The following is a 24,515-nucleotide window of genomic DNA, read 5'->3' as shown; positions in this document are numbered from 1 at the left end:
GCTTCCTTCAGACCCTACCGTTGGCCAATAACGCCCTTGCCATTCGGATTATCTTCCCCTTAGTCGGGGCGATTCAGGTTTCTTTCAACCTGACGGGTTTGCCAGCTTTGCTGGGCAAACAAAAAAGGAGGGTTTCCCCTCCTTAATTAAGCTCAATGAATAATGGCTTGTTTTTATTCTACGCGTTGTAAAACACTTGAGTCAGTATGTACAAAAGGTTGGTCATAGATATCTAACCCAGTGCTCTGAGAATAAGTTAATGTATCACCATCAACACTCAGGTTCATAGTGAATGATGTTGTAGACGCATTCTCATTCATAAAGTCCGATTCTGCGATGCCTCGTCTTGCTGCCACAAAGGTCATCTCATTACCTGCAGGACTTTCAGCCGTTACACAGGTAGTACGAGGTACACAAAATGAATTGTAGATAAACTGATTTTCCGCATCGTAAATCAGATAGCCACGCTGATCATGAAACTTAGTGTCATCTTTCTTACGGAATACTTCCTGCTTGTAATAAAGAGCAACCAACGTCTGCTTACTCGCATTAATAGCATCAGCCGCTACTTCAAAAGTCATCGTCTCATAAAAAGGAGTCACTGCAGGGCTACCTGCTGGCATCCCAGAACCTTCTTGAGCCGGCGACATATCAACACCACCAGTATCAGTCGACTCCCAAGAGCCAACCAATTGCGCTAATGGTCCGTAATCAACACCATTGATGGTATTGTGATCGGCCAAAGCTGGTGCTGAGATTGAAATGGCAAGGGCTAACATGGTTAATTTTTTCATTACTACACTTCCTTTTTGCTTGTTATTAATTTTTTGAGCATGTGAAGCGTAATTTTTGGCAGGCTTAATAACCTTGATTACAATCAATAATCTTAATTAATCAGTTAAGCTATAAATTAAATCGTGAATTTGATCGTTTTTTAGCATTTACGTGCATTTATCTAACAAAATTTATCATAAAAATCATGAATTAATGCAGTTCGTTAATATTAATGAGAATTAATACAAAAAAGCGAGACCCTAGAGCCTCGCTTCGTCATTAATAAGTATTAAAGCAAATTAAGCATATTGCGCGGTGAGTGTTTTCCACGTTTTTCTTTGCTCATCTAGCAGGCGCTTCATTTCATTATACTGCTGCAAAAACTCGAAGCTCTCGTAATGCTTCAACAAGCGCTTCTTCTTCAACTCAAGCATACGTTTTTGTGCGGCATAATAATCTGACATTTTAACAAGTAACATATTGTACTCATCTTCAAGTCGCTCAAGTCGAGCTTGGCTGTTTGGCACATCGGCTAGTTTGGTTTGCATACGCTTAAGTACCATCTTAGCTTGTGCTTTTTCAATACGATCTTCAGGGCACGTTTTCAGGTTCTTGGCAAACCCGCATAACTCGCAAGACTTGATTAGCCACTTAGTTGGATCAAATTGCCACCAGCGAATGCCGTTACGGTAATCATTCTCAAAGATATGATGGTAGTTATGGTAACCTTCGCCAAAGGTTAAGAAAGCCAAAACACCATTATCCCGTGCGGTATTCTTATCAGTGTATGGCTGACTACCCCACACATGCGCTAAAGAGTTAATAAAGAAAGTCGTGTGATGACTCAGTACCAAACGTACCACACCAACCAGTAACAACGCTCCCCAAACATCACCATGGATCAAACCAAACACGAGTGGGATACCAAAGTTAGTTGCAATTGCCAACGGCGCATAATATTTATGCTGCCACATCACAATCTTGTCTTTTTGTAAGTCACGGCAGTTTGAGTAGTCGCTATAACGGCTTGCTTGATACTCACGTAGCATCCAACCTATATGGCTATAGAAAAAGCCCATCTTGGCTGAATAAGGATCTTTATCATTGTTATCAACATGACGATGGTGAACACGGTGATCTGACGACCAGTGCAGGATACTATTTTGAAGTGCAAACGCCCCGCCAATGGCGAAAATAAATCGCATTACTGCATTCGCTTCATAAGCTTTGTGAGACCACAAGCGGTGATAACCTGCAGTAATCGACATGCCACAAAATGAAAAAGCCACTATCAGCATCACAACTTGCGACCAATCAAAGCCTACATAATATGCATATAGCGGTGCGCCTACGGCTGCTACTAAGAATGTGGACGTGAATATTGCAACATTTAGCCAAATAACTGGGGGTTTCTTGGTTGTCATCCTTTAACCTATACAATTGAGCGTACAACTGTAAGCTAGAGTAATCAGGTAAACGTTTGGCGTCAACGTACAAAGTGATTTTTTACAAATAAAATAGCCACCTGATATTTCAGGTGGCTATAAAAACGATCTAACAACAGGGTATGTTTAGCTTACTGATTAGCGATTAATTTTTAGCTCAGGATCAACACAGGCATAAATCTGGCCGATCGAAGTATTTTCCTCTAGTAAAGCCAGGGTCAGCCTTGCCACTTCATCACGTGTAATCAATCCATGAACCTCTTCACCTTGAATCAATCGACCGGTATCAGTGACCTCACCATCTTTAAGCCCACCAGGGCGCAGGATGGTATAGTCTAATTGGCTCGTCTGCAGCCAAGCCTCAGCCAACGTTTTCTCACGCACGGCTTGGCCAAAAGCAACTTTTGCTCGCTCTGGCAGCGTTGCCCAGCTATCACCACAGCCCAGCGACGTCACCATTAAGAAGCGTTTAATGCTAAGTTGCTCTAGCAAGTCAATAAGGTAACGATGCCCAACATAATCTACAGGTTGAGCAGCTTGGAAGCTTCCCATAGTCGAAATAACCATTGCATCTTTAGGTGCATGCGACAATACCTGCTCTATGTCAGACTTATTTAACGCATCACCTTGGAAAGCCTGCACGCCAATCGATTCAAGTGATTGGATTGCTTCTTCACTTCTTGCCATTGCAATAACATTAAAGCCCTCATTGCGATAATACTTTGCAATGCTAAAACCTAACCCACGACTAGCGCCAAACAATAATAATGTTTTCATTTTACTTACCACAAAACAAATCAACGCAAATGATTATACATATCATTTGCGTTGAGATTTAAGCATTTGCCAACGTTTTGATCTTGATCAGAAAGAATCTCCCATCAAAAATCACTCGTTCAATTTATGCGCTAATCCGTGCTGGCTTTAATTCCTTTCACATGTGCTTCCATCTCTTCACCGATTTGCTTTCTCATGTTCATCAGGCGGATAGCTGATTCTTTAAGCTCAATGTCTTCCTCAGTCACTGGCACCCACTCTGGGACTTCTGTCGGTTTGCCGTCTTCATCAACAGCCACCATAATCACAATACAATGAGTGGTAAGTCGGTTTTCCAACTCTTTTGGATCACTTGCCTGAACATCAATAGCAATGTGCATCGATGACCTGCCGGTATAAATAACCTTCGCACTCACTTCAACTAAGTTGCCGACATGAATCGGTTGAACAAAACGAATACCACCAGCATAAGCCGTGATGCAGTACTTGCCACTCCAGCCCGCCGAACAGGCATAAGCTGCTAAATCGATCCATTTCATCACTGCGCCGCCGTGAACTTTTCCGCCAAAGTTCACATCCCCAGGCTCTGCTAGAAAACGTAATGTCACTGATCTTTGTTTACTTCCCATGTTCAACCCCACTGCTCATTCCATTGTTTTATATAATCAAATTTATCGTCACCGCCATTAAAACATAACATATTCGCAACAATAATCACTTACTTTTATACCTGCCCACAAGTGTCATAAAAAAAGCGCCTAACGGCGCTTCTCATCGACAGCTTTTCAGTTATTTATGCCCCTTCTTGCTGCCCTTGCTTTTCTGCTTTGCTTGCAATCACTAACTGTTGTTCAAGCTCGACTAACTTCTTGCTTAGCTGTTGGTTAGCGTCATTCAGTGCCGCATTTTCAGTTTGGCTGTTCGTCAAATCCAACTTATATTGAGAAACTTGTTGCTCTAATTGCTGCGAAAGGTTGGTTGCCAACTCTAGCTCCCCCTTCACTTTTCGGGTTTGTCGCTGAGCCGCTAATTTTGCCTTATGTGACTTCTCCGCCTGTGCAGAAGCATCAATACGTGCTTTCTCTTCATCAGCCAGCTGGCTAGCTAACGCATTTATTTCTTTCTTCAACGCTAGCTCAGCAACTTTTAGTGCTTCTATTTGCTTTTCTTGTTCATTGTGTTGCTCATTGGCTTTAGAGGAAGGTTGCCCCGTCATGATTGACCAATGCTCTGCGGTATCACGCAAAAACTTATCCATCACGTCAAACGGGAAACAAAGTCGTTCACTTTGTTCTTTTTCAGGAAAGTGTTGTTTATCCAGGTTCTCTAGCATGGCCAGAGTACGCTCATAACTTTGATCAAGCGCTTGCTTGGCTTGGTTAATCGCCATACCTTCAACGGCTTTACCCGCAAGCATTGCGCTTTGAAACTGCTTTACCCACTCTTGGTACTGATCAACTTGGGCAAACTGAACAAAGGGGTGGTTACGAAAATCATATTCCATCATGTATTTCCTTGCCATGTATTTCAAAAATGAAAAATAAAAAGAATGCCTATCCCTTCATAGACCAAAAATCAGAGAAAAACGCATTGAATTTCAGAAACTTTGAACCTGATGCGATTATATCTATATTAAGCATTTTCAATGACAAATTATGGTTATCTTGATGACAATTTCACCACAGTAATATTTCTGATATACGCAGCGGCTATAACGTATTCCTAGCTATTATTACGTTATGTTTCTTTCATTGGCGCGCTATTATTCAGTAAGCCCATTTCAACGGTGATTAAGTTATATAATGAAACCTTTAAAGCGCTATCAGTATGAAAGGTATGCGATTTTGTGCAATCTCGCCTATCCACCCACTTTTAATCACACGCTATATGGATTCAGCAAGCAAGGGCGCCATGAAATTACCGATCGTTGGGGACGTACCATTATTCGTATTCTGTGGGGAGAAAGTAAAGAAGTCGTGGTTGTTTTCAAAGGGTCACAAAGCCTGTGGGACTGGTTACTGAATCTCGCTTTGATCCCTCAGAAGATCCCCTGTGGTGACGGGTACAGCCATGTGCACTGGGGCTATAACTACTTACTGGACCAACGCAGCAAACATCCCAATATCCAACCTCATCCTTCAATCAATGAAGCCATTCAAGTCGAACTAGCACAATCAATGGATAGGCATAACCAAAGCCCTACCCACACCATATACCAACAAATCGAAAGCGTATTATTGCCGCTAATTCAGTCTGGAAAGAAAATCTCCCTTACAGGCCATTCATCCGGTGGCGCGATGGCGGTATTAGTTGCTCATCGCCTTTTTCAGCACCAACCAGATTCAATAAAACGCATTGTGACCTTTGGCCAACCGGCCACCGGTTTTTGGAATTTCAAAGAGCGCTACCCGCTTCATCAACGCACTTATCGTATCTGTTGCGATCTTGATATTGTGACTTTCCTTCCCCCTATTCCGCTTATGTTTTGGCATGTGGGCAAAATGCTATGGCTGCATGACGGAAAAATATACGAAGATATCCCAACGTTAAAACGCCTATCACGTTCAATACTCAGTTGGGTATTACGTCCAATTTCCTACCACTACATGAACAAATATATTCGCAACAAGGACTTTTTTGACAAGCACTAATCTGCCCAATCACAACAACTCGAAAGTATCCAGATCGGGTTATAAAGGCTCACTATGTAGTATGGATTAATCACCTAATGGTATAGTGGATTAAATTCATCTTGCTAGCTGTAAAAATGATGTCTGATAATCAAAAAACCTTCGAACAACTTATCCACTCACGACGCTCTGTCCGCAAGTACGATCAAGACACCCCTTTTGACCACGACGCTGTAACCCGCTCACTTGAACTTGCGACCCTGTCTCCGAACAGCTCCAATATGCAGCTGTGGGAATTTCACCGGGTTGTTAGTGATGATAAACGACAAACCCTAGCCCAATACTGCATGGGACAAAACGCTGCAAAAACCGCCAATGAATTGGTTGCTTTTGTGGTTACGCCGTATAAGTGGCAATCTCGCGCTGAACTTAATGCCGCCCAGATCCGCTCAGCCTTTTCAGGTCGAGAAGATGCAACAGCAAAACGCGCGCTAAAATACTATGAAAAACTCATCCCGTTTGTTTATAACAACGATCGCTTTGGGATCTTTGGGGCAGCACGCAAAGTACTAAGTTTTTTCATGGGTTTGAAAAAGCCGATGGTAAGAGAAGTCAGCCGCAGTGACGTGCGTGTATGCTTGCATAAAAGCAGTTCACTTGCTGCAATGACATTTATGACGGCAATGCGTGCTGAAGGTTATGATACCTGCCCAATGGAGGGCTTTGACTCGAAACGAGCGAAACAGCTTCTTGGCTTACCCAAAGGCGCCGAAATTACCATGATCATCAGTTGCGGTAAACAAGCAGAAGACGGTATCTATAGTGATCGCCATCGAGTCGCTAATGACGAGGTAATATTTAGTCATTAATTAGGCATTTACCCCTTACGCCATACCTTAATGGTACGATTTAAGGTATGGTTGGTTACATCAAAAGTCAGAATGGTTATGCGGTTACAGATGGAACAGCTCATAGAGTTAAAAAATAAGTGGATGGCAAGCCACATCACAGATGCGGAATACCCAACACCTTTGAGTGAAAAAGGGTTGTCACTGTATCAATCATACCTTCAGCAACTTAGTCACCAACCTCTGCCGACATTATCAGCTCAAACCAACAACCTGTCACTCTACCCAGTGGACTGTCACCCTCTCACCATTCGTTACGCTTTGGTGCTTGCGAGCAAATGGGAAAATGAGAGTGAGAAGGAAGCACTGATTGAATACCTCACTCAAATTATGTTTGAGCCTTCATCACCGGCACAACTCTTTGTTGGGTTCTTCAAAGGTAAGCCAGCTGCCTGCGGTATGATCTACAGTGACTCGGTTCAAGGTGACTTGATTACCGATGTTCATGCCCTACCACTGCCAAACCAGCAGGCACTGATTGATGAAATGACAGCGCACTTAGCTGAGCGTTGCCAAGCAGGCGACATCTTAGTTGAAAGCTAAGTCAATAAATTAAGCGAAGCCATTACTCAAGTTCAATTAAAAATGCCAGCTATACCATGCTGGCGTTTTTTTATCTCATTCCATTGTCGCTTTTCCATTCGTAGCTCACTCATTTATACATAGTTTTGACCTATATTTATTCCCTGACCATACTTATATGAAACAGCATGTTCATGCTAGTAATTATTAGAAATAGATAATGTCTTTAGCATGTTAATAACGACTGCTTGAGTAAACTGACAAACTGAGTGGGGAATAAAATGAAAGGAATCATTTTTACGGAATTTCTTGATATTGTCGAGTCGTCATTTGGGCTTGAGGTTTGCCAAACCATGCTTGACGATGCCCTAGATGAAGGTAGTTATACCGCTGTGGGTAGTTATGACCACCGTGACCTAGTCAAATTAATCATCACACTGAGTAAAGTCACTGGCGTATCGGCAGAACAGCTTCAAGAGGTTTACGGTGAAGCGGTGTTTACTCGCTTGCTAGAAAGCTTACCAGGCGTTCCCGGCGAGCAACACAATACTTTCTCGTTCATTCGAAAAGTAGAAGAGCATATTCACACCGAAGTGAAAAAGCTCTACCCCGACGCCACCCCGCCAAAATTCGATTTTATCTCACAGTCAGAATCAACCATGTTAATGGATTATAAATCAGCCCGTTGTATGTCGCATGTTTGCATGGGGCTTATTAAAGGTTGTGCGAACCACTTCGATCAACAAGTTACCATCAATATGGAGGCACTAAACCCAAGCAAAAGCCATGTCCGCTTTGATATCCAGTTAGTAACGGAGTAATTATGGGACAAGACAAACTCATCGCCTTGCTTGAGAAGAAAATTGCGCGTGAGAAATCGGCACGTCGTAATGCTGAGCGACTGCTTGAAGTTAAAAGCCTTGAGCTATTTGATGCCAAAAAGCTCATTGAACAAAGTTTGGAGAAAGTCAAAGCCCAAGCGGAAAGTGACTCAGAATTGCTCGCCTATCAGGCAAAAATGGAAAACATGTTGCTTGAGTTTGGTCGCAAGTTCCTCATCCACCCTCCAACAGAAAAGCTGATAAAAGAGCTGGCTGACTCTTTAGTCGATAGTATTGCGGTAAGGGCATGCGGGGTTGCCATTCATTGTGTTCCTGATCCATCAATCAACACCGAGTATACTTCAGGCCGCCAACAGGAGTGGCAATGCCCGGCAGAGTTAGATCAGCAAAAGCACATTTGGGATGAAAATGAAGGGATTCTTTGGATCTCGCTCAACACAGGTGACAACGTCACCGGTTTCTTTTCTGCACGGTTAAAAGCCAGCGGCCATGGATTACTCACCATTCAAAAACACATTCATTTATTTAGTGAAATGATCCTCTCTTCAATCGATAGACAGCTGAAGTTAGTTGAAGCTATCAATGCTCGCAAGCAAGCGGAAGCCTCAGAGAAAGCCACACGCGACTTCCTCGCCATGATAAATCATGAACTCCGCACCCCATTAAATGGACTACTAGGCACTGCAGAGCTAATGGCCGATACTGAGTTAGATGATCATCAAAGAAGGCTACTCAATACCCTAGACCACTCAGGGGAACTATTACGTGCCATTATCAACGACCTACTCGACTACAGCAAAATCAATGCAGGCATGCTAGAACTCAATGAAAAACCCTTTGACTGCCATGGCCTAGCAAACATGCTCAGTGACATCTTTCAGCACCGAGCCAACGAAAAACAACTGCAATTCAATATCCTTTGCTCAGAGACCTTACCCAATTGGTTAGTTGGCGATGCCGACCGTATAAAACAAATTTTCGTTAACTTGATTGGCAACGCGATGAAGTTTACGGCGCAAGGCAGTGTCAACGTCACTTTTGATTGGCGAGGCGAGCAATTGTTTTTTTCCGTTACCGACTCAGGTTGCGGGATACCCAAAGATAAACAAGCCACGCTCTTTGACCCATTTACCCAGGTTGATAATTCCAGTCAGCGGAATCACGAAGGAACCGGTTTAGGCTTGGCGATTTGTAAAAAGCTCACCCAACAAATGAAAGGCAACATTGAGGTCGATAGCGTTGAAGATTGTGGTTCCACTTTCAGTGTCAGCCTGCCTTTGGATAAGCATACCCAAATCGAGAATGGTAATAATACCAAGCACAGCCATAACCAAGCGATTGATTCATTAAAGATACTAGTGGTAGAAGATCTTAAAACCAACCAAATGATCATTCAGCTCATGCTGAGTAAATTCGGCATCAAGCCTGAAATTTGTGACAACGGTAAAGATGCCGTTGAACGCCTTAAGCACGAAAACTTTGATGTGGTGCTTATGGATTGCCGTATGCCCATTATGGACGGTTATACCGCAACGGAGCAGTTAAGAAAGTCAGGCTATTCTCGTCCAATTCTTGCGCTTACTGCAGGGACAACCACGGCCGAAAGAGAAGATTGTTATGATGCAGGTATGGACGATATTCTCTGCAAACCCTATCAAGCTGAAGAATTGAGGGAAGCGCTGGAAAAATGGGGAGCCCCAAAGGCCTCCCCATCGAATACACAAGCTTTACCCGCTTGAAACGGCACAAACATCCCGCGCCGTTACGATACGGTGATCAATGCCTTGGCCAAATGATCGATCTGCTGCTCTTGTAAGCCCGCAATATTGATTCGGCCATCGCCAACAGCATAAATAGCAAACTCATCGCGTAGACGGCCAATTTGTTCAGGGCTCAAACCCGTGACCGAGAACATACCTTTATGCTGCTCAATGAAGTTAAATGCCTGTGAACCTTGGGCCTGAACCGCACTCACTAAACCAGAGCGAAGGTTCAATAAGCGACCGTTCATCTGCGCCAACTCCTGTTTCCAGTTAGCTGTTAGTGCATCATCGTTTAGGATTGTCGCAACAATTGCAGCACCATGATCAGGCGGCATAGTGTAAGTCGAACGAGCCAGGTTAAGAATGCGACCTTTTGCCTTTTGCGCTTCTTTCAAGCTATCGCTCACAATAATGGCTGCGCCGGTCCGTTCACGATAAAGGCCAAAGTTCTTCGAACAAGACGTTGCAATAACCATCTCTTCAGTATTATCAGCCATAAACTGTAATCCAGCGGCATCTTGTTCAAGCCCGTCACCAAAGCCTTGGTAAGCAATATCGACAAATGGCATAAAGCCATTTTTATTGGCCAGTTCAGTAATTGCCTGCCAATCAGCAAAAGAAATATCAGCACCCGTCGGATTATGGCAACAGCCGTGAAGCAGAACGACATCTTTGGGGCCTGCTTTCGACAACGCTGCAAGCATCGCCGCGCTGTCTACTTGCTTGGTAGCAGGATCAAAGTATGGGTAGTAACGTACTTTAAGACCCGCCGCTTCCATTACAGGCTTGTGGTTGACATAGCTTGGGTTAGAAATCCATACCGTTGTTTCAGGCTCAGCGAGATACATTAGGTCAGCTAACATACGCAACGCACCGCTTGCACCCGGCGTTTGGACAGCCGCAGATCGCTGATGTGCTGAGGTACCAGATAGAAGCAAGTCCATCATTGATTGGTTAAACTGTTCATTTCCAGCTAAACCAACATAAGCTTTGGTTTTTTGCGTGCTCATAACTTGCTGTTGAGCAAGCTGCACCGCATTCATAATTGGGGTTTCGCCTTGGCTATTACGGTAAACGCCAATCCCCAGATCCATTTTTTGCTCACGCTCATCTTCACGGTAAGCGATAGACAAAGACAAGATTGGATCAAGTTGTGCTTCAGCTAGCTGCTTGAACATTCGAATAATTCCGTTTAACTAAGTGATCTATATCATCAACCTACCATGTCATTTACGATACGTCATCAGGAAATAACAAGTTATTGCGAACATTGTTTTTTCGTTCTGTGACAAAATGCATTTGATCTAGAACAATACTTCGTTCAACTCTTTTGGCAACCCCTGCCCCAGCACCTAAATTTATAGTGTACTCGTTAGTATCTGTACTATTGGAGGTCACAATGAAAAACAGTGTTGATGTCCGCACCCTGCTGAATGTCTATGAAAAAGTGAAAACCCAAGGACAAGCCATCGAGATGGGTAACCAGCTGGAAGATATACAGTGTATTGAGGATCACGATGGTTACCGCGTGAGCTTATCGGATGGCAACGTTAGCCTTGATATCAATTTCCATAATACCTACCACTTCCATACGATGAATGAAGACCCAGACAGCGTCATCAATCAAACAACGACTGAGTTCCACAATAACAACGAACAACAAATTCAAGCGTTCATTCACAAGCTGCATGAACTTGATAAAAAATACTAAAAACACCGTAGTGGAACTAACATCTCATAATTAAAGCAACAGCGTCATTATTGCCGGCGAACCGCCGGCATAAGGGCAAACTTAAGGCAATTCGCACCCTTTCTTTTACATAAACCTGACATCAATACTGCCAATAATTTTTAGCCTTTAAGCAACAAGCAAAGCATCACCACGAACAATATTTCATTCAGAATTCATTCATGTTGATTGTTATATATTGCTTGTATGACATAACTGTCTATCTTTGGAAGTAAGTCTTATGATGACACAACAATTAAAAGTAAAAGATGTCGATATGCTAATTGAGGCACTAGATGAGTGCTACCGTCGCCTTAATGCAGCAGAAATGTCGGCTAGCGATTTAACACAAGATGGTTTTACGCTGATGTTTAAATCCGCTTACCAATCTGTCGCCGATAAGAAACACTAATTCAACCCAATGCCTGCATACAGCTAATGCAGAAGGCTATCTAATGCCGAGTTGATTTACTGTTACGCAAAAAAGCTCAAGATCACTCTTGAGCTTAGTACGTTGTTGAGGTGATAAGTGTTATAAATCCCAATCGCGGTTTTGAAGAACAACACGGTAACCGTCAATATCTTCAAACGTCTTACCGACTGTCTCCCAGTATGGATTATTTGACTCTACCACCACAAAACCAGCATCAATCATTTTGCGGCACGCTCGCTCCCACATCTGGCTACAATCGACATAAAAAACAAGTAAATGCTCCGGGGATGGCGCTTTGCCAACCGTTGTACCAATTTGGTGGATAAACTCAAGGTGGTATGCGTGCTTTTGATGCCCTAACACTACACCATCAAAGCCTTCATGATCCTTAAACTGCTTAAGCATCTCAAAGCCTAATGCTTTGCTGTACATAACCGCAATTTGATTTAAATTATCTGTCGGTCTGACAACGCGTAATGTTGAATCTGTAGGTATCATAACTAAATCAAACTCCATTTAATTTCTACATTCAGTATCTTATGCTTGTTAGCAGTTTTACTCAACCAAGCTCATAATCTGCCTTGCACATTCTTTGATATCAATCACAGTGATGGAAGCATTAAATAGTAACTAGCTTGGGAATAGGTTCAATCTTTAAGCATTATGTTTCATTGTTACGCGCATTTTTTGGAACCCATGTAGTTCTGAATGTGGAACTAATGTGCAATTTAGCTCATAAGCCTTGTTCAAAACGTCAATTCTTCTAAGTTCTCAATGACTGGATGTCTGACTGCTATAGCTCATTAGCGGTAAAAACAGATAAACCTCAAGCTCGCTCATTGACGATACAAGGAATGCATATGTCTACTGTCACTCCCCTTGATAACAAACTTCACGGTTTACTCCCCTTTGACCAAGACGAAATCAGCCAAGCCTACCGCTCCTATCTTGAATTGGGGCTACCCGACAGTGAAAGCGAAAAGAAAAACATCCTGATTGTAGGCTGTGGTATTGCAGGTATGGTTTCAGCCGCCTTACTCAGAAAATCAGGGCATAAAGTCACCATTATTGAAGCTGACGATCGCGTTGGTGGCCGAATTAAAACCTTCCGAAACAGTGATAAAAAACGTTACTTTGAAGATGACAACCTAACAGGTGAAGCGGGTGCAATGCGTATTCCGGATATGCACAAACTTGTTCAGTTTCTCATCGAATACACGGGTGTAGAGAAACAACTGTTTTTAAACAAGACAGTCTCTAAGGAAGATGCAACTTCCTCTTTTATCGATAACCCAACAATCGACGACAACGGGAATGTCGATTTACAAACGTTAAAGGCAACAGGTAACAACTTCCTACATGTCAATCACCGCCATGTTTCTCGTCGGGCTTATGAAGATACTTCAGACGTCAATCGACTACTGAATTATCACCTTGAAAGTAATGAGAACACGCAAGCAAGCCAATTACTTGAATCCGCCATAGGCGAGCTTCGCCGTCAGGTAGAAGAAGACCCCAAAACGGCCTGGCCACGTATCATTGAGAAATACGGTGAATACTCAATGCGCCGTTTCTTGAAAGAGCAGAATCCAGACCTGTCTGAGAATGCGATTGAAATGATTGGCGTGCTCGAAAACTTAGAATCACGCATGTCATATTCTTTCATTCAGAGCTTTATCGAGCTTGCCATCATTACACCTGAAACCCCTTTCTGGCTCATTAAAGGCGGTACCGATAAATTTAGCCAAGCTTATTACGAGAAAGAAGGCTTATCGGATGTCACTTTCCTAAATCAGACCTTAGTTGACTTATACCGATGTGAACAAACCGGTCAGGTGAAGATCAACACCAAGGTTTCTTCCGAATCTGGACAATATAACGATCGAGACCAAGCAGTCTCTAAACTGCTGGCCCAGCGCAGTTGGGACGAAGCCATTGTTACTATCCCCTTCCCAAGCTTTAGAATGGTCCATGTCTGGCCAGAGCTATCACAAAACAAACGAAAAGCAGTGCGCGAGTTGCACTATGATGCCGCAACCAAGGTGTTGCTTGAGTTCCGAGAACGCTTCTGGGAAACCGAAAATGACATATACGGTGGTGGTTCAGTGACCGATTTGCCAAATCGGTTCATGTATTACCCAAGCGAGCGTATGGGCTCAGGCAAGGGCGGTGTCATGCTAGCCAGTTACTCATGGGCGGATGATGCCCGTAAATGGGACTCAATGTCTGAGTATGAGCGCTTTTGCTACGCACTAGAGAATGTGGCGATTACCCATGCCAAACATAACCCGGGTGATGATTATGAAACCCGTGAAAAAGCCCACCAGCGCATCCGCGACCTTTGTGTCTTCAACCCTGAAAAATACAAAGACAACCAAGACAATATCGTTGGTGCTGCCACTATCAGCTGGATGAACAACCCATACGCTTTCGGTGAAGCCGCCATTTTCTACCCTGGGCAGCTTGAATTGCTTCATAAATCAATCATCAGCTCTGAGTGGCCATGTAAGCAAACAGGCCGCCCTGTACTTCACTTTGCCGGCGAGCATGCATCACTGAAGCACGCATGGATTGAAGGCGCTATTGAATCGGCCGTTAACGCCGCACTTGTTGTAAATGAAAACTCCCTACCGACACTTAAGCACGGATAATGACGATGACTCGAATTCCATACTTGGACCAAAATACAGATCTTGAACCCGATGCTGCTGAAACTTTCGAACACATTAAAGAGAGTCGTGGCAATGTGATTGGTATTTTTGCTCTACAACTCAATAGCCCACCAGTAGCAAGGCTCACCGCAGATCTTGGTGGCTATTTACGCTTTGACTCAATACTACCGCCGATCGTAAAAGAGCTTGTCATCTTAACAACGTTGAGTGAGAACTACTGCCAGTTCGAATGGGCTTTCCATGAAGGTTTTGCAATTGAGGCTGGCATTTCACCTCAAGTAGTCGATGTCATCAAATACCGTCGCCCTATTCACTCTGAACCAGAGGTGAGCGAACAGGAAGCAATGCTAATCACTTTTGTACGTGAAGTTGTGAATAACAAACGCGTAAAAAACAGCGTTTACCAAGCGCTAAAGCAAGCATTCAATACCCAGGAAATTACCGAGATCGCCGCTTTAACGGGCTATTACTGCATGGTTGCTTGCCAGCTTAATGTGTTTGAACTTGGTGCACCTGAAGGAATGCCGCACCTTCAAGAGCCATCACTATAGCGCTAGCGCACACTTCATTTGTCGATTGGAAAGAATAAGGCGTTGGCCACATGGGTGGTCACCCCCTTATCTAGCCAGATTACCCCGACTCATTCAAATACATCGACTCACGGATAGCAGGAGATGAACAATGTCAGCCAATTTAAACCAAACCAACATCGAAATTGATGACCCCAATTTTCAACAAGCATTTAGTCAACTACAGGGCAATATCCTAAAAGGCCATGGTAGAGATCATTCACGCCATGTCTTCTTTTCTTTTGTTGGTGATTCAACCGCGAATCGTCAATGGCTTGCTCAGATCAGCAATCAGGTGACTTCAACGTTGGAGCAACAAAACCAACAACAGCGGTTTAAGGAAAAGAATGAAATACACCTTTTCACTAATCTGATGTTGAGTTGCCATGGCTATAAGCAATTAGGGATTGAACAGGAGAAATGGCCTAGCGACAAAGCATTTCAAGCCGGCATGAAAGATCTAACCACACCTTTTGATACCTTACCTCGCGGCGATCATAACCCTACGGCCAACCCATTGAACGATGACCTAGAGCAATGGGAAAACGGTTTTCTTCGTCAAATTGATGGCATGGTATTGCTTGCGCTTGGTGGAATCGACAGCGCGCAAGCTGAACAGCAACTCGAGCAAGAGGTTCAGAAGCTACAAGCATCCATGGCTGGGGTTGCCGAGGTCGTTTTCGTGCAGAAAGGCCATGTAATGCGTAACGATAAGCAGCAGGTTATCGAGCACTTTGGCTTCGTTGATGGCGTCAGCAACCCTAAGTTCTTATTCTCTGAATTAAATGAAGAATTTAAAAATGGTGGCTATTCACGAAATGACCCCAGCGCACCACTCAATACGGTCATGGTACCGGATCCAGGCGGTAATGCTGACAGCTTTGGTACCTATGTTGTTTACCGAAAACTGCAACAAAATATCAAAGGTTTTTGGGACCGATTGGATATATTAGCGAACACCCTTTCGGAGAATAGCCCAACCAACGTTGACGCTGAATATGCCGGAGCTTTATGCGTTGGACGATTCAAAGATGGTACGCCGATCTCTGAGCAAGGTAACGATGGCTGGAGTAACCTATTCAACAACTTTAACTACGACGATGACGCTGATGGATTGAAATGCCCTTTCCACTCCCATGCCCGTAAAACTAACCCACGCGGTGACACGGTACGTCAGTTTAACTCCCCACCCACCATCGAGCGAAGCCGACGAATAGTCAGACGCGGCATCAGCTTTGGTTCAACTGACCTAGCCCCAAATAAAGAATGGACAGACGCTGGATTACTCTTTATCAGCCTACAAGCAGACATTGTTGATCAGTTTATTTTTATGCAAAACACCTGGTGTAACAACGAGGGATTTGTTCGCCAAGGCACGGGCATGGATCCCCTCGTTGGGCAAGCTAAGAAAGGGCAACCACCAGCGGCACAAAAATGGCCAACAAGCTGGGGCAGCCCTAACGCAGAGCAGGTTGACTTTAGCTTTTCAGGTTTTGTGAAGACATTAGGCGGAGAGTACTTCTTTATGCCTAGCCTACAGTTCCTACGCTCTCTTTCAGCTTAATCTTTTCAATAGGTATTCCAATGGAAAAGCCAGAACAAAGTAATGAACAGACAGTTGAAACAAGTACAGCTCGCTATGTACTCGATACCATACACAAACAAGGGGTAGATCATATCTTTATGGTCCCAGGTGGTGTGGTAGACCCTTTTCTTGATGAATTCGGTACGACAGACAAAGACGTAAAAGCGATTGTTGCTGCCAACGAAGCTGGCGCAGCCTACATGGCCGATGGTTATGCGAGGGCGAGTGGTAAGTTTGGCGTATGCATGGGGATAGGCGGGCCAGGTATAGCTAACATGGTGGGCCCACTAGCAGCAGCCTACGCGGATGGTTCACCGATCCTAACCCTCGCGGGGGAAGTCCCAACCGAATGGGATGGCCGCGGTGGATTCCAAGATGCCAGTGCAGCCGGACTCAATGATATTGGCTTTTTAAGCCAAGTTACCGAACTGGCGCTGGAAATTCCGCAATCACAAATGGTACCGCATATGCTCGATACCGCAATGCGCAAAATGCTCGGACGGGATCAACGGCCGGTTAGCTTAAGCTTTCCTAAGCAAATACAAACTGAGTCCATCCAGTACACACCGTCTCTGCACAAATGCATCCAATGCGAAAACATCAGTCCAAGGGCGATAGACTTAAGCGCGGCGAGCAAACTAATAAAAGGTATGGTAACCAGCTGCCTGTCAAATCAGACGAATATCACGATCCTTGCGGGTAGCGGTGCTGTCAGGTCGGAAGCAAGCGACGCCCTACTCGCCTTTGCGGAAAAATACCATATCCCAGTGGCAACAACCCTAAAAGCCAAAGGTGTCTTCCCGGAAGATCATCCATTGTCCCTCGGTGTATTTGGTTATGCGGGAACTCAGCACTCAACGTTGGCACTACTCAATAGTGATAAGTCCAACCCGAACTGCCCCAACCAAGGTATTGCAGATAACCATGTGCTTATCGTCTTAGGTTCAAGTTTGAATCAACGGGATACCATGCGTTGGGATGAACACCTCAAGCCCGAGAACGGTATCTATCAAGCCGATGTTAACATCTCGGCTTTTTCTAAGAACTACCCCATTGATTATGCCATCAACAGCGATATAAAAACCTTGCTTGAGTGGTTGTTAGCGGATGAACAAAGTGAAGAGTTGAAGCCAGTTTCCGAAACTGTCTCAGCACGGCAAGCATGGCTCGGCACCATAAAAGATAGATCGCGTTTTTACGATAGCGAAAATACCCTAAGTAATGCTATCCCCATGCATCCAGCCCGAGTCATCCATGAACTTCAGCAGCTAATGCCAAAAGAAACCATGATCATCGGAGACTCCGGCGCGCATCGTGCTTTTGCTGGTCACTACTGGCAAAGCCAAGCCCCAAGGGAATACCTAACAGCAACCGCCTTGGCCCCGATGGGCTGGGCTATTCCCGCAGGTATAGGCGCCAAAGTTGCCCAACCACATAAAACAAGCGTCGTTATTACTGGCGACGGCTGTATGTTGATGAATGGAATAGAAATACAGTCAGCCGCACGTAACAATATCCCGCTTATTGTCGTCGTAATTAACAACAGTGCACTAGGCAATGTCTACTTACGCGCAAAGACCCCAATCGCAAAACAGCTCACCTCATTAAACAGGCATAACTGGGCTGATTTCTCCAAGTCGCTAGGTGGTGATGGCGAGGTCGTTGAAGATCCAAGTAAACTTGCTGCAGCATTTGATCGTGCACTTGCAGCCAAAGGGCCTTTTGTCATTGATGCACGGTGCGACCCTAAATACCCAACACCTATCAACCCATGGCGTACAGCCAATGAGCACCCTAATTGGGCTGAAGATCAATCTTAAAAAAGGAATAAACCATGGCTGCACTTCCACTGGTTGAGAGAGAGGATCTCGATCAACAAGGCAAAGAAATATACGACACCCTAATCGGTCCGCGTGACGGCCTGTCAGGGATGTACAGAACCTTAATGAACCACCCTGTATTGGCCCAACATATTGGTGAGCTGGGTACCTATGTTCGTTACCAAAGTGAGTTAGCCGATGATATTCGTGAGCTAGGGATTTTGGCAACAGCTAGAGCGCTAGGCGCTCCATTTGTATGGGAAAAACACCTAGCACCAGCTGAACGTGCAGGCCTACCACAGGCGGTTATAGAACAAGTACTCTCAGGAGATATAGCCACCGCAGACATGAAACCGCTCTATTTACTGACTTGGCAAGTCGCTGAAGATGTTGTCCACCATCGCAGCATATCGTCGACAACTCAAGAGGCTGTGATTAGCGAGTTAGGTGTTAAAGGATTATTGGATCTGACCATGGCGTGTGGAATGTACCGAATGATCTCAACGGTTATTTTCTCGTTTGATGTTCCGCTGCCAGAAGACGGTGCACCGCCTTTTTAATCATTTACTTTCTACAACCTAAAGAAAAAGCAGGATAAGTGTTCAGCTTATCCTGCTTAAACGATGCTATTGAGCTTTATAGCTAATGAGCTAACTCCCCACTTGAAAGCATAGATAAGCTATCTGGCGTAAACTTTTGATAGCTAATTTCTGACTTTTTCGGTGGATAGATAAACTTGGTGACCTTCACTACATACTTGGCGATGATGTTGCCCCCAGGGTCTTTTTCATCATACCAAAAGGTATCAATGTCTATTTTCTTACCAATATCCCACTTCATATCTGTGCGAATAAATTTGTGCTCTGTCGGTATACCGAGTAAATCTCTATACATAACAGCCTCCAATGATTTTTAATCAACTGAAGTCATATTCACACATATCTTTCGGGGGCTTTGTTTAACGGGTCACAGTTCAAAAAACAACCAATGACCACGTTCACAATTTTGGCTTAACCTATTAACTAGCACTTCCCTGACATAAAACCAGTTGACGACGCTTTGACTCAGCTCGCAGCTCGCACCGTTTTTTATTCCACATAAAGCCTTTGTTTATGTGTTTCTTTTCAATCACATAGAAAGTAGGCTTTGTTTGATCTTTTAATGCTTCAACCAAAGACTCAGAAAGGAACTTCGCTTCTCCGCTAGAATAAAATTGCGCGGAAAATGGTCTTTTACGAATGTAGACCAATTCGCTGCTCGCCTTTTCTGCTTGTGTTTCCCATTGCGCCAGTAAGCCTTTTTCAACTTCTTTGCCCGTTAAATTAAACTGCAACAATAATGCTACCACTACCAACAATGCAGGGGTAATAAAGCCGACTTTAAATACCTTCTCTGATAGGTTGTTCTGCGTATGATAGGCTGCAATTAACAAACCTAATGCGGGTAAACCTGGCATGACATAACTAGGTAAGATATTGCCAGCCAGTGTAAATAACAGCATTGGCGATATCATCCAACACCACAAATAGCAGGTATACCCATTAGTGGTTTGAACCCCTTCTTCACCTTTCTTAAATAAGCGCCCTACTTGGTAAATCAATACCGGCGCCCAAGGCAATGCAGCAAGGAACCAGAATAGCCAAATGGTGCCCCGAACTTCATCATGTGCACTCCCATATAAATCACCTTCCCAACCACTCACAACAAATCGCTTTATGTGCTCGCCAATAATGAAGTAATTCAGAAAACCTGGCGTTTTTGACTCTGCCAATAAATACCAAGGCAAACTAATGGCTAGAAATAGTGCAATTCCACCTTTCCATGGCAGGCATGAAGGAATACGCTTCCAGCGTTGCTCAGGCAATAACCACATCACTAGGCTTATGCCTACCAGAACCAAGGTAAGTGGCCCTTTTGCTAACATACCAATAGCCAATCCGGCGAAAAATAGGTAGCCCCACACTGGTGATTTCTGCTGCCAGCTCAACCAAAAGCTCACCATGCTGAGTGTTATACCCAAGGTCAGAGCGGTATCAGTCATTACTGCCCCTGAGATGACAATAAATGCAGCAGTAGAAGCGACAATGGCGGTTGCAAGCCAAGCTTCATTCTTACTCCGGTACTTTGCAGCAAGTAGCCATGTTAACACCAGAGCTAAACAGCCAATGACAAGGTGAGGAACTCGTGCCGCAAACTCATTGACGCCCATCATTTCAAAACCGGCTGCGCTCAACCAAGTAAACAATGGTGGCTTGCCCCAAAATGGCACATCATAGTCAAACATTGGTGTGATCCAATTGCCCGTTTCGAACATGATCCGCGCCATTTCACCGTAGCGAGCTTCTGTTGTATCCATTAACGGATACATACCCAATGTCAGCAATCGAACAATAACCGAGCCAAACACCATCAGGATAGCTATCTGGGTTAAAGATAATTTACGGTTACTCCGCATCATGCTTGTACTTCCTCTTTGGTATCTTGTTCAGTTTTTACCTTGTCGTCCATAACGACAAACAATGGGCGTTGCTTCGATTCAATGAATAACCTCCCTACGTATTCCCCCATAAGGCCAATCGATAGCAATTGGATTCCACCCAATATCAGCACCACCAAGATAGTTGATGGATAGCCAGCTACTGGGTCGCCCCAAATCAATGTCTTGGTCAACACAACTGCAGCCAGTACCATGGCAATTGCCGAGGTAAGTAAGCCAGCTCCGGTTGCAAGCCTCAATGGACGAGTGCTGAAAGAGGTGATCCCTTCAAAAGCAAGATGACATAGCTTGGTATAATTCCACTTCGTTTCCCCAGCCAAGCGAGGATCCCTATCAAACATGAGAGTCGTTCGGTGAAACCCTGGCCACGCTAGCAGGCCTTTCATAAAACGTGTACGCTCCGGTAGCTTATTGATTTCATCCACCACACGGCGATCAATTAAGCGAAAGTCGCCCACATTTTCAGGTATTGGCATCTCACTAAGTTGATTCATTAACTTATAGAATGTGGCTGCAGTGAAACGCTTGAACCAGCCCTCGCCATGACGCTGCTTCCGCTTCATATCCACAACATCAAAGCCGGCTTGCCATTGCGCAACCATTTCAGGAATTAATTCAGGAGGGTCTTGTAAGTCGGCATCAAGCAAAATAATGGCCTGGCCTTCAGCAGCCTGTAAACCTGCACTCATTGCAGCCTCTTTACCAAAATTACGGCTAAGTCGAATGCTTCTTACACGGTGAATGGAACTAGTAAATTGCTGGGCTAATTCCCACGAAGCGTCTTTGCTCCCGTCGTCAACATAAACAATCTCGCATACTTGCTCTAGCTCATCGAGAACCCGGCAAAGGCGCTCATGACAGATTTCAATCACAGCTTCTTCGTTATACATCGGCACAATGACCGAAATGAATGGTTTATCAGTAAAGCTCGAATACTGACGGTGATGAAAGCGATCTTGCTGCAGCGACTTAGAATGGGCATCCCTGCGCTGTGACAATAAAGTAATGGAAGACATAATCGGCCTCGATGCAATATTTAATGCTTGCAAACAAGACTACCCAGCTGGATGTCATAAAAAGGTCGTTGACATTTTTTTCACGCTAAATTGTGCCATTATATTGGCTGGCATTATTTCTCGGGTTACAGCAACATGAAGTTATTATTGGTTGAAGATCATCAAGATATTGCAGGCGTTATCTTTGATTACTTTGAGCTAAAGGGCCACACTCTCGACCACGCCAGCAATGGCTTACATGGCTTAGAACTGGGCAGCCAAAACCATTATGATTTAATCATTCTCGATATAATGCTTCCCAAGCTTGATGGGTACGCTGTTTGCAATAAACTGCGAGAGCAAGGTATCGAAACCCCTATTCTTATGCTGACAGCCCGTGATACCCGGGAAGATACACTGACTGGTTTCGCCCAAGGTGCAGATGATTACCTGGTTAAACCGTTCGACCTAGAAATATTGGAAGCAAGAATTCAAGCCCTCACCCGCCGCCACAGCGGTGTAACAGCGACCAACACCTTAGAGTTTGGTGACTTGAAGCTCGACCTGAATCAACATGTCGTTGAGCGAGGACATTGTACATTCTCACTCAACCCAACCCTTTTCACTATTTTAAAGCTATTAATGCTACGTGCGCCCAAAGTGGTAAGCAAAGATGAAATTATTTCAGCTTTGTGGGGGGATGATGAGCCTGAAGGCAATGTGCTACGTAGTCATATCTATCAACTAAGACACCAAATAGATAAACCTTTCAAGCATGCCTATATAAAGACAGTGCCCAAGGTCGGCTACCAATTATGCCAAGAGGATGACCAGTGAAAGAACAACTAAAGAAGGTGAAAAGTGCCAAACAACTGACTTTCACCTATTTCTCTATTGTTGCCTTTGCAATTATCACGATTCATGTTTCTCTTATTGAATCAACATTGGAAGACTTTGAGCATATCAATGCCAACAACAGGCTAAGGCACGCAAAAGAAGTTGCTGCTGTCGTATTTGAAGACAGTAAAAGAATGGACATAGGAACATCCCCCTTTACCCATGCATATATCGGAAAAGAAGCACTACCGTCACACGTAAATGTGCCAAATAACCTACCTTACGATAAAGCCGTAGAACTACACGATGCTGACAACGAAAGCACAGAATACTTCATCATGCGCAGCCCTATTTCTATAAGGGGCAAAGAGGAAGTAGTCTATTTTCTATATTACGATGACTTGTATGAGTTAAGTGAAGAGCAAGTTTTCAACAATGAAAAAAAGCAATTACTCATTACTGTCTTCCTTTTATTTCTCAGTTTTTTTGTTGTTTCTCGAATTTCTGAACGACTCACCCATCCCTTATCCAAATTAGCGAGTGAGCTTGATCAACGTAAGTCTTCGGACTTAACACCAATCACCTTGCCAAGCGGTATTGTATCTCGGGAATTAGTACAGCTTGTGTATAGCTTTAATCTCTATGCAGAACGAATACAAGAACTACTCGAGCGTGAGCGGGCTTTCAATCGCTATGCTAGCCATGAGCTGAGAACCCCCTTAATGGTGATGAAAGGGGCTGTCTCTTTACTGGGCCAATCTAACGATCCGGCTTTTATTGAAAAGCAACGCCAGCGCCTGCTTCAATCAAGTAATGATATGAACGACTTCGTTACAGCGTTACTTTCACTCACCCGGGAGGAAAGCAACCACACTTTGGCACCAAGAGAAATCACCCGAGAGGAACTTGAAAGCACCATCGCAAGCCATGATGCCCTTATCAAAGGCAAAGACGTAAAGTGGCATATAGAACTGAGTGAACCCACTTATATCAAAGCTCCGGAAACAACGTTCAAGATCCTGTTAGGAAACCTGATTAAAAATGCCTTTGCTTGTACAGAAGAAGGAAGCGTGACGGTAACCGTATCCAACTCAAAAATTGAGGTGATTGATACAGGTATTGGGCTAGGTAGCAAGCCAAGAGGCGTAGAAGGGTTTGGCCTTGGCCTACTCATCGCCAACGATATTTGTCGTAAATACCATTGGACTTTAAGCCATAGTGACAATGAGTACGGTGGCTGCACCGCGACTATTTCGCTGCTTGATGACGAAAAACCCAACGCTCAGACAAAGTAAAATTCACCAACATACCGCATAACACACCCGGTACCATTGCAATATAAGGCCACATTGCTCCAAATAGTGGCCTTTCACTACTAAGCGCCCACCACTCTGGCGGAAAGGCAGTGATTAACCCCCAGTAAACCAAATAGTTAGGTATAAAGCCTATAACAGCAGAGCACAAAAATCGTATCCATTGCCTTATGAGGCCATCATGCTCAGCACCATTGTCTGTAAAGTTCCGATATGTAAAGGTCCGATTAACCCACCAGTTTGATGATGCAGCCACCCAAAAAGCCAAAGCTCTGGCAACTTCAAACGACACCAAGGTAGATAAACAATACATTGCCGCAAGATCAACAACAAACCCACTGCCACCAACCAGTGAAAACATCATTAAGCGTTGGAAATTCAAGTCAATTTTCCATAAAAGTATA

The 24,515-nt window shown here is 44.2% G+C and carries 25 protein-coding genes; 14 read left to right on the top strand and 11 right to left on the bottom strand.

What is annotated here, in order from left to right; genetic code table 11:
* Window positions 1-173: 173 nt before the first annotated feature.
* The 5 genes from C9I98_RS11070 to C9I98_RS11050 all read right to left on the bottom strand — a co-directional run bounded on the left by C9I98_RS11070 (window position 174) and on the right by C9I98_RS11050 (window position 4,500).
* Window positions 174-794: a heme-binding beta-barrel domain-containing protein gene (locus C9I98_RS11070; RefSeq protein WP_036829174.1), complete on the bottom strand. Its 621-nt coding sequence runs from the start codon at window positions 792-794 to the stop codon at window positions 174-176.
* Window positions 795-1,073: 279 nt separating this feature from the next.
* Complete coding sequence (locus C9I98_RS11065) at window positions 1,074-2,198, bottom strand: acyl-CoA desaturase (RefSeq protein ID WP_107271967.1); 1,125 nt, start codon at window positions 2,196-2,198, stop codon at window positions 1,074-1,076.
* Between the two features lie 159 nt (window positions 2,199-2,357).
* Entirely contained in the window at window positions 2,358-2,996 is a 639-nt protein-coding gene (locus C9I98_RS11060; RefSeq protein WP_036818870.1) for an SDR family oxidoreductase, read from the bottom strand.
* A 131-nt stretch (window positions 2,997-3,127) separates the two neighbouring features.
* Window positions 3,128-3,625, bottom strand: coding sequence for an acyl-CoA thioesterase (locus C9I98_RS11055; protein WP_036818877.1), 498 nt, complete (start codon window positions 3,623-3,625; stop codon window positions 3,128-3,130).
* A gap of 164 nt (window positions 3,626-3,789) precedes the next feature.
* Window positions 3,790-4,500, bottom strand: coding sequence for a hypothetical protein (locus tag C9I98_RS11050; RefSeq protein WP_036818872.1), 711 nt, complete (start codon window positions 4,498-4,500; stop codon window positions 3,790-3,792).
* Between the two features lie 298 nt (window positions 4,501-4,798).
* On the opposite strand from C9I98_RS11050, the gene C9I98_RS11045 reads away from it, so the two are divergent.
* From C9I98_RS11045 to C9I98_RS11025, 5 genes are all read left to right on the top strand, one after another.
* Window positions 4,799-5,647, top strand: a complete 849-nt coding sequence (locus tag C9I98_RS11045; RefSeq protein WP_036818875.1) for a lipase family protein — start codon at window positions 4,799-4,801, stop codon at window positions 5,645-5,647.
* A gap of 119 nt (window positions 5,648-5,766) precedes the next feature.
* The gene (locus tag C9I98_RS11040) at window positions 5,767-6,495 is read left to right on the top strand and encodes a nitroreductase family protein (RefSeq protein WP_107271973.1); all 729 of its coding nucleotides are present in this window, start codon (window positions 5,767-5,769) and stop codon (window positions 6,493-6,495) included.
* Window positions 6,496-6,585: 90 nt separating this feature from the next.
* The gene (locus C9I98_RS11035) at window positions 6,586-7,077 is read left to right on the top strand and encodes a hypothetical protein (RefSeq protein WP_245907137.1); all 492 of its coding nucleotides are present in this window, start codon (window positions 6,586-6,588) and stop codon (window positions 7,075-7,077) included.
* Window positions 7,078-7,337: 260 nt separating this feature from the next.
* Window positions 7,338-7,877, top strand: coding sequence for a heme NO-binding domain-containing protein (locus C9I98_RS11030; protein ID WP_107271966.1), 540 nt, complete (start codon window positions 7,338-7,340; stop codon window positions 7,875-7,877).
* Window positions 7,878-7,879: 2 nt separating this feature from the next.
* Window positions 7,880-9,637, top strand: a complete 1,758-nt coding sequence (locus tag C9I98_RS11025) for an ATP-binding protein (protein ID WP_245907136.1) — start codon at window positions 7,880-7,882, stop codon at window positions 9,635-9,637.
* Window positions 9,638-9,660: 23 nt separating this feature from the next.
* Here the strand turns inward: C9I98_RS11025 and C9I98_RS11020 are convergent, their stop codons facing one another.
* Complete coding sequence (locus C9I98_RS11020) at window positions 9,661-10,839, bottom strand: amino acid aminotransferase (RefSeq protein ID WP_107271964.1); 1,179 nt, start codon at window positions 10,837-10,839, stop codon at window positions 9,661-9,663.
* A 221-nt stretch (window positions 10,840-11,060) separates the two neighbouring features.
* Here C9I98_RS11020 and C9I98_RS11015 point away from each other — a divergent pair, with 221 nt between their 5' ends.
* Window positions 11,061-11,372 carry a DUF3081 family protein gene (locus C9I98_RS11015; protein ID WP_036821794.1) on the top strand — a complete coding sequence of 104 codons (312 nt, stop codon included), beginning with the start codon at window positions 11,061-11,063 and terminating at the stop codon, window positions 11,370-11,372.
* 259 nt (window positions 11,373-11,631) lie between these two features.
* Window positions 11,632-11,802, top strand: a complete 171-nt coding sequence (locus tag C9I98_RS26645) for a hypothetical protein (RefSeq protein WP_170111215.1) — start codon at window positions 11,632-11,634, stop codon at window positions 11,800-11,802.
* A gap of 120 nt (window positions 11,803-11,922) precedes the next feature.
* Here the strand turns inward: C9I98_RS26645 and C9I98_RS11010 are convergent, their stop codons facing one another.
* On the bottom strand, window positions 11,923-12,339 hold the full coding sequence (locus tag C9I98_RS11010) for a VOC family protein (RefSeq protein WP_245907135.1): 417 nt from the start codon (window positions 12,337-12,339) through the stop codon (window positions 11,923-11,925).
* Window positions 12,340-12,683: 344 nt separating this feature from the next.
* Between C9I98_RS11010 and C9I98_RS11005 the strand changes: the two genes are divergently transcribed.
* The 5 genes from C9I98_RS11005 to C9I98_RS10985 all read left to right on the top strand — a co-directional run bounded on the left by C9I98_RS11005 (window position 12,684) and on the right by C9I98_RS10985 (window position 19,029).
* A complete protein-coding gene (locus C9I98_RS11005) occupies window positions 12,684-14,474 on the top strand; it encodes a flavin monoamine oxidase family protein (protein WP_036821788.1) in 1,791 nt (596 codons plus the stop codon).
* Window positions 14,475-14,479: 5 nt separating this feature from the next.
* The gene (locus C9I98_RS11000) at window positions 14,480-15,046 is read left to right on the top strand and encodes a carboxymuconolactone decarboxylase family protein (protein ID WP_158262679.1); all 567 of its coding nucleotides are present in this window, start codon (window positions 14,480-14,482) and stop codon (window positions 15,044-15,046) included.
* Window positions 15,047-15,176: 130 nt separating this feature from the next.
* Complete coding sequence (locus tag C9I98_RS10995) at window positions 15,177-16,628, top strand: Dyp-type peroxidase (protein WP_107271963.1); 1,452 nt, start codon at window positions 15,177-15,179, stop codon at window positions 16,626-16,628.
* Between the two features lie 20 nt (window positions 16,629-16,648).
* Entirely contained in the window at window positions 16,649-18,469 is a 1,821-nt protein-coding gene (locus tag C9I98_RS10990) for a thiamine pyrophosphate-binding protein (protein ID WP_107271962.1), read from the top strand.
* Window positions 18,470-18,483: 14 nt separating this feature from the next.
* Window positions 18,484-19,029, top strand: coding sequence for a carboxymuconolactone decarboxylase family protein (locus tag C9I98_RS10985; RefSeq protein WP_036824494.1), 546 nt, complete (start codon window positions 18,484-18,486; stop codon window positions 19,027-19,029).
* An 82-nt stretch (window positions 19,030-19,111) separates the two neighbouring features.
* Here the strand turns inward: C9I98_RS10985 and C9I98_RS10980 are convergent, their stop codons facing one another.
* From C9I98_RS10980 to C9I98_RS10970, 3 genes are all read right to left on the bottom strand, one after another.
* On the bottom strand, window positions 19,112-19,363 hold the full coding sequence (locus C9I98_RS10980; RefSeq protein ID WP_036824493.1) for a hypothetical protein: 252 nt from the start codon (window positions 19,361-19,363) through the stop codon (window positions 19,112-19,114).
* Between the two features lie 124 nt (window positions 19,364-19,487).
* Window positions 19,488-20,927, bottom strand: a complete 1,440-nt coding sequence (locus tag C9I98_RS10975) for an ArnT family glycosyltransferase (RefSeq protein WP_107271961.1) — start codon at window positions 20,925-20,927, stop codon at window positions 19,488-19,490.
* Window positions 20,924-21,982, bottom strand: coding sequence for a glycosyltransferase family 2 protein (locus tag C9I98_RS10970; RefSeq protein WP_081878863.1), 1,059 nt, complete (start codon window positions 21,980-21,982; stop codon window positions 20,924-20,926). The genes C9I98_RS10975 and C9I98_RS10970 overlap by 4 nt, the downstream gene beginning before the upstream one ends.
* Window positions 21,983-22,117: 135 nt before the next feature.
* On the opposite strand from C9I98_RS10970, the gene C9I98_RS10965 reads away from it, so the two are divergent.
* Both C9I98_RS10965 and C9I98_RS10960 read left to right on the top strand, forming a co-directional pair.
* Window positions 22,118-22,798: a response regulator transcription factor gene (locus C9I98_RS10965; protein ID WP_036818305.1), complete on the top strand. Its 681-nt coding sequence runs from the start codon at window positions 22,118-22,120 to the stop codon at window positions 22,796-22,798.
* The gene (locus tag C9I98_RS10960) at window positions 22,795-24,093 is read left to right on the top strand and encodes a sensor histidine kinase (RefSeq protein ID WP_036818307.1); all 1,299 of its coding nucleotides are present in this window, start codon (window positions 22,795-22,797) and stop codon (window positions 24,091-24,093) included. Before C9I98_RS10965 ends, C9I98_RS10960 begins: the two co-directional genes overlap by 4 nt.
* Here C9I98_RS10960 and C9I98_RS10955 read toward each other — a convergent pair.
* A complete protein-coding gene (locus tag C9I98_RS10955; protein WP_211318321.1) occupies window positions 24,047-24,493 on the bottom strand; it encodes a GtrA family protein in 447 nt (148 codons plus the stop codon). The genes C9I98_RS10960 and C9I98_RS10955 overlap by 47 nt on opposite strands.
* Window positions 24,494-24,515: the final 22 nt, after the last annotated feature.

The organism is Photobacterium sanctipauli, from assembly GCF_003026495.1.
GTDB classification, from domain to species: Bacteria; Pseudomonadota; Gammaproteobacteria; order Enterobacterales; family Vibrionaceae; genus Photobacterium; species Photobacterium sanctipauli.
The sequence above is the reverse complement of the archived record's forward strand: the minus strand, read 5'-3'. Positions and strand labels throughout refer to the sequence as shown.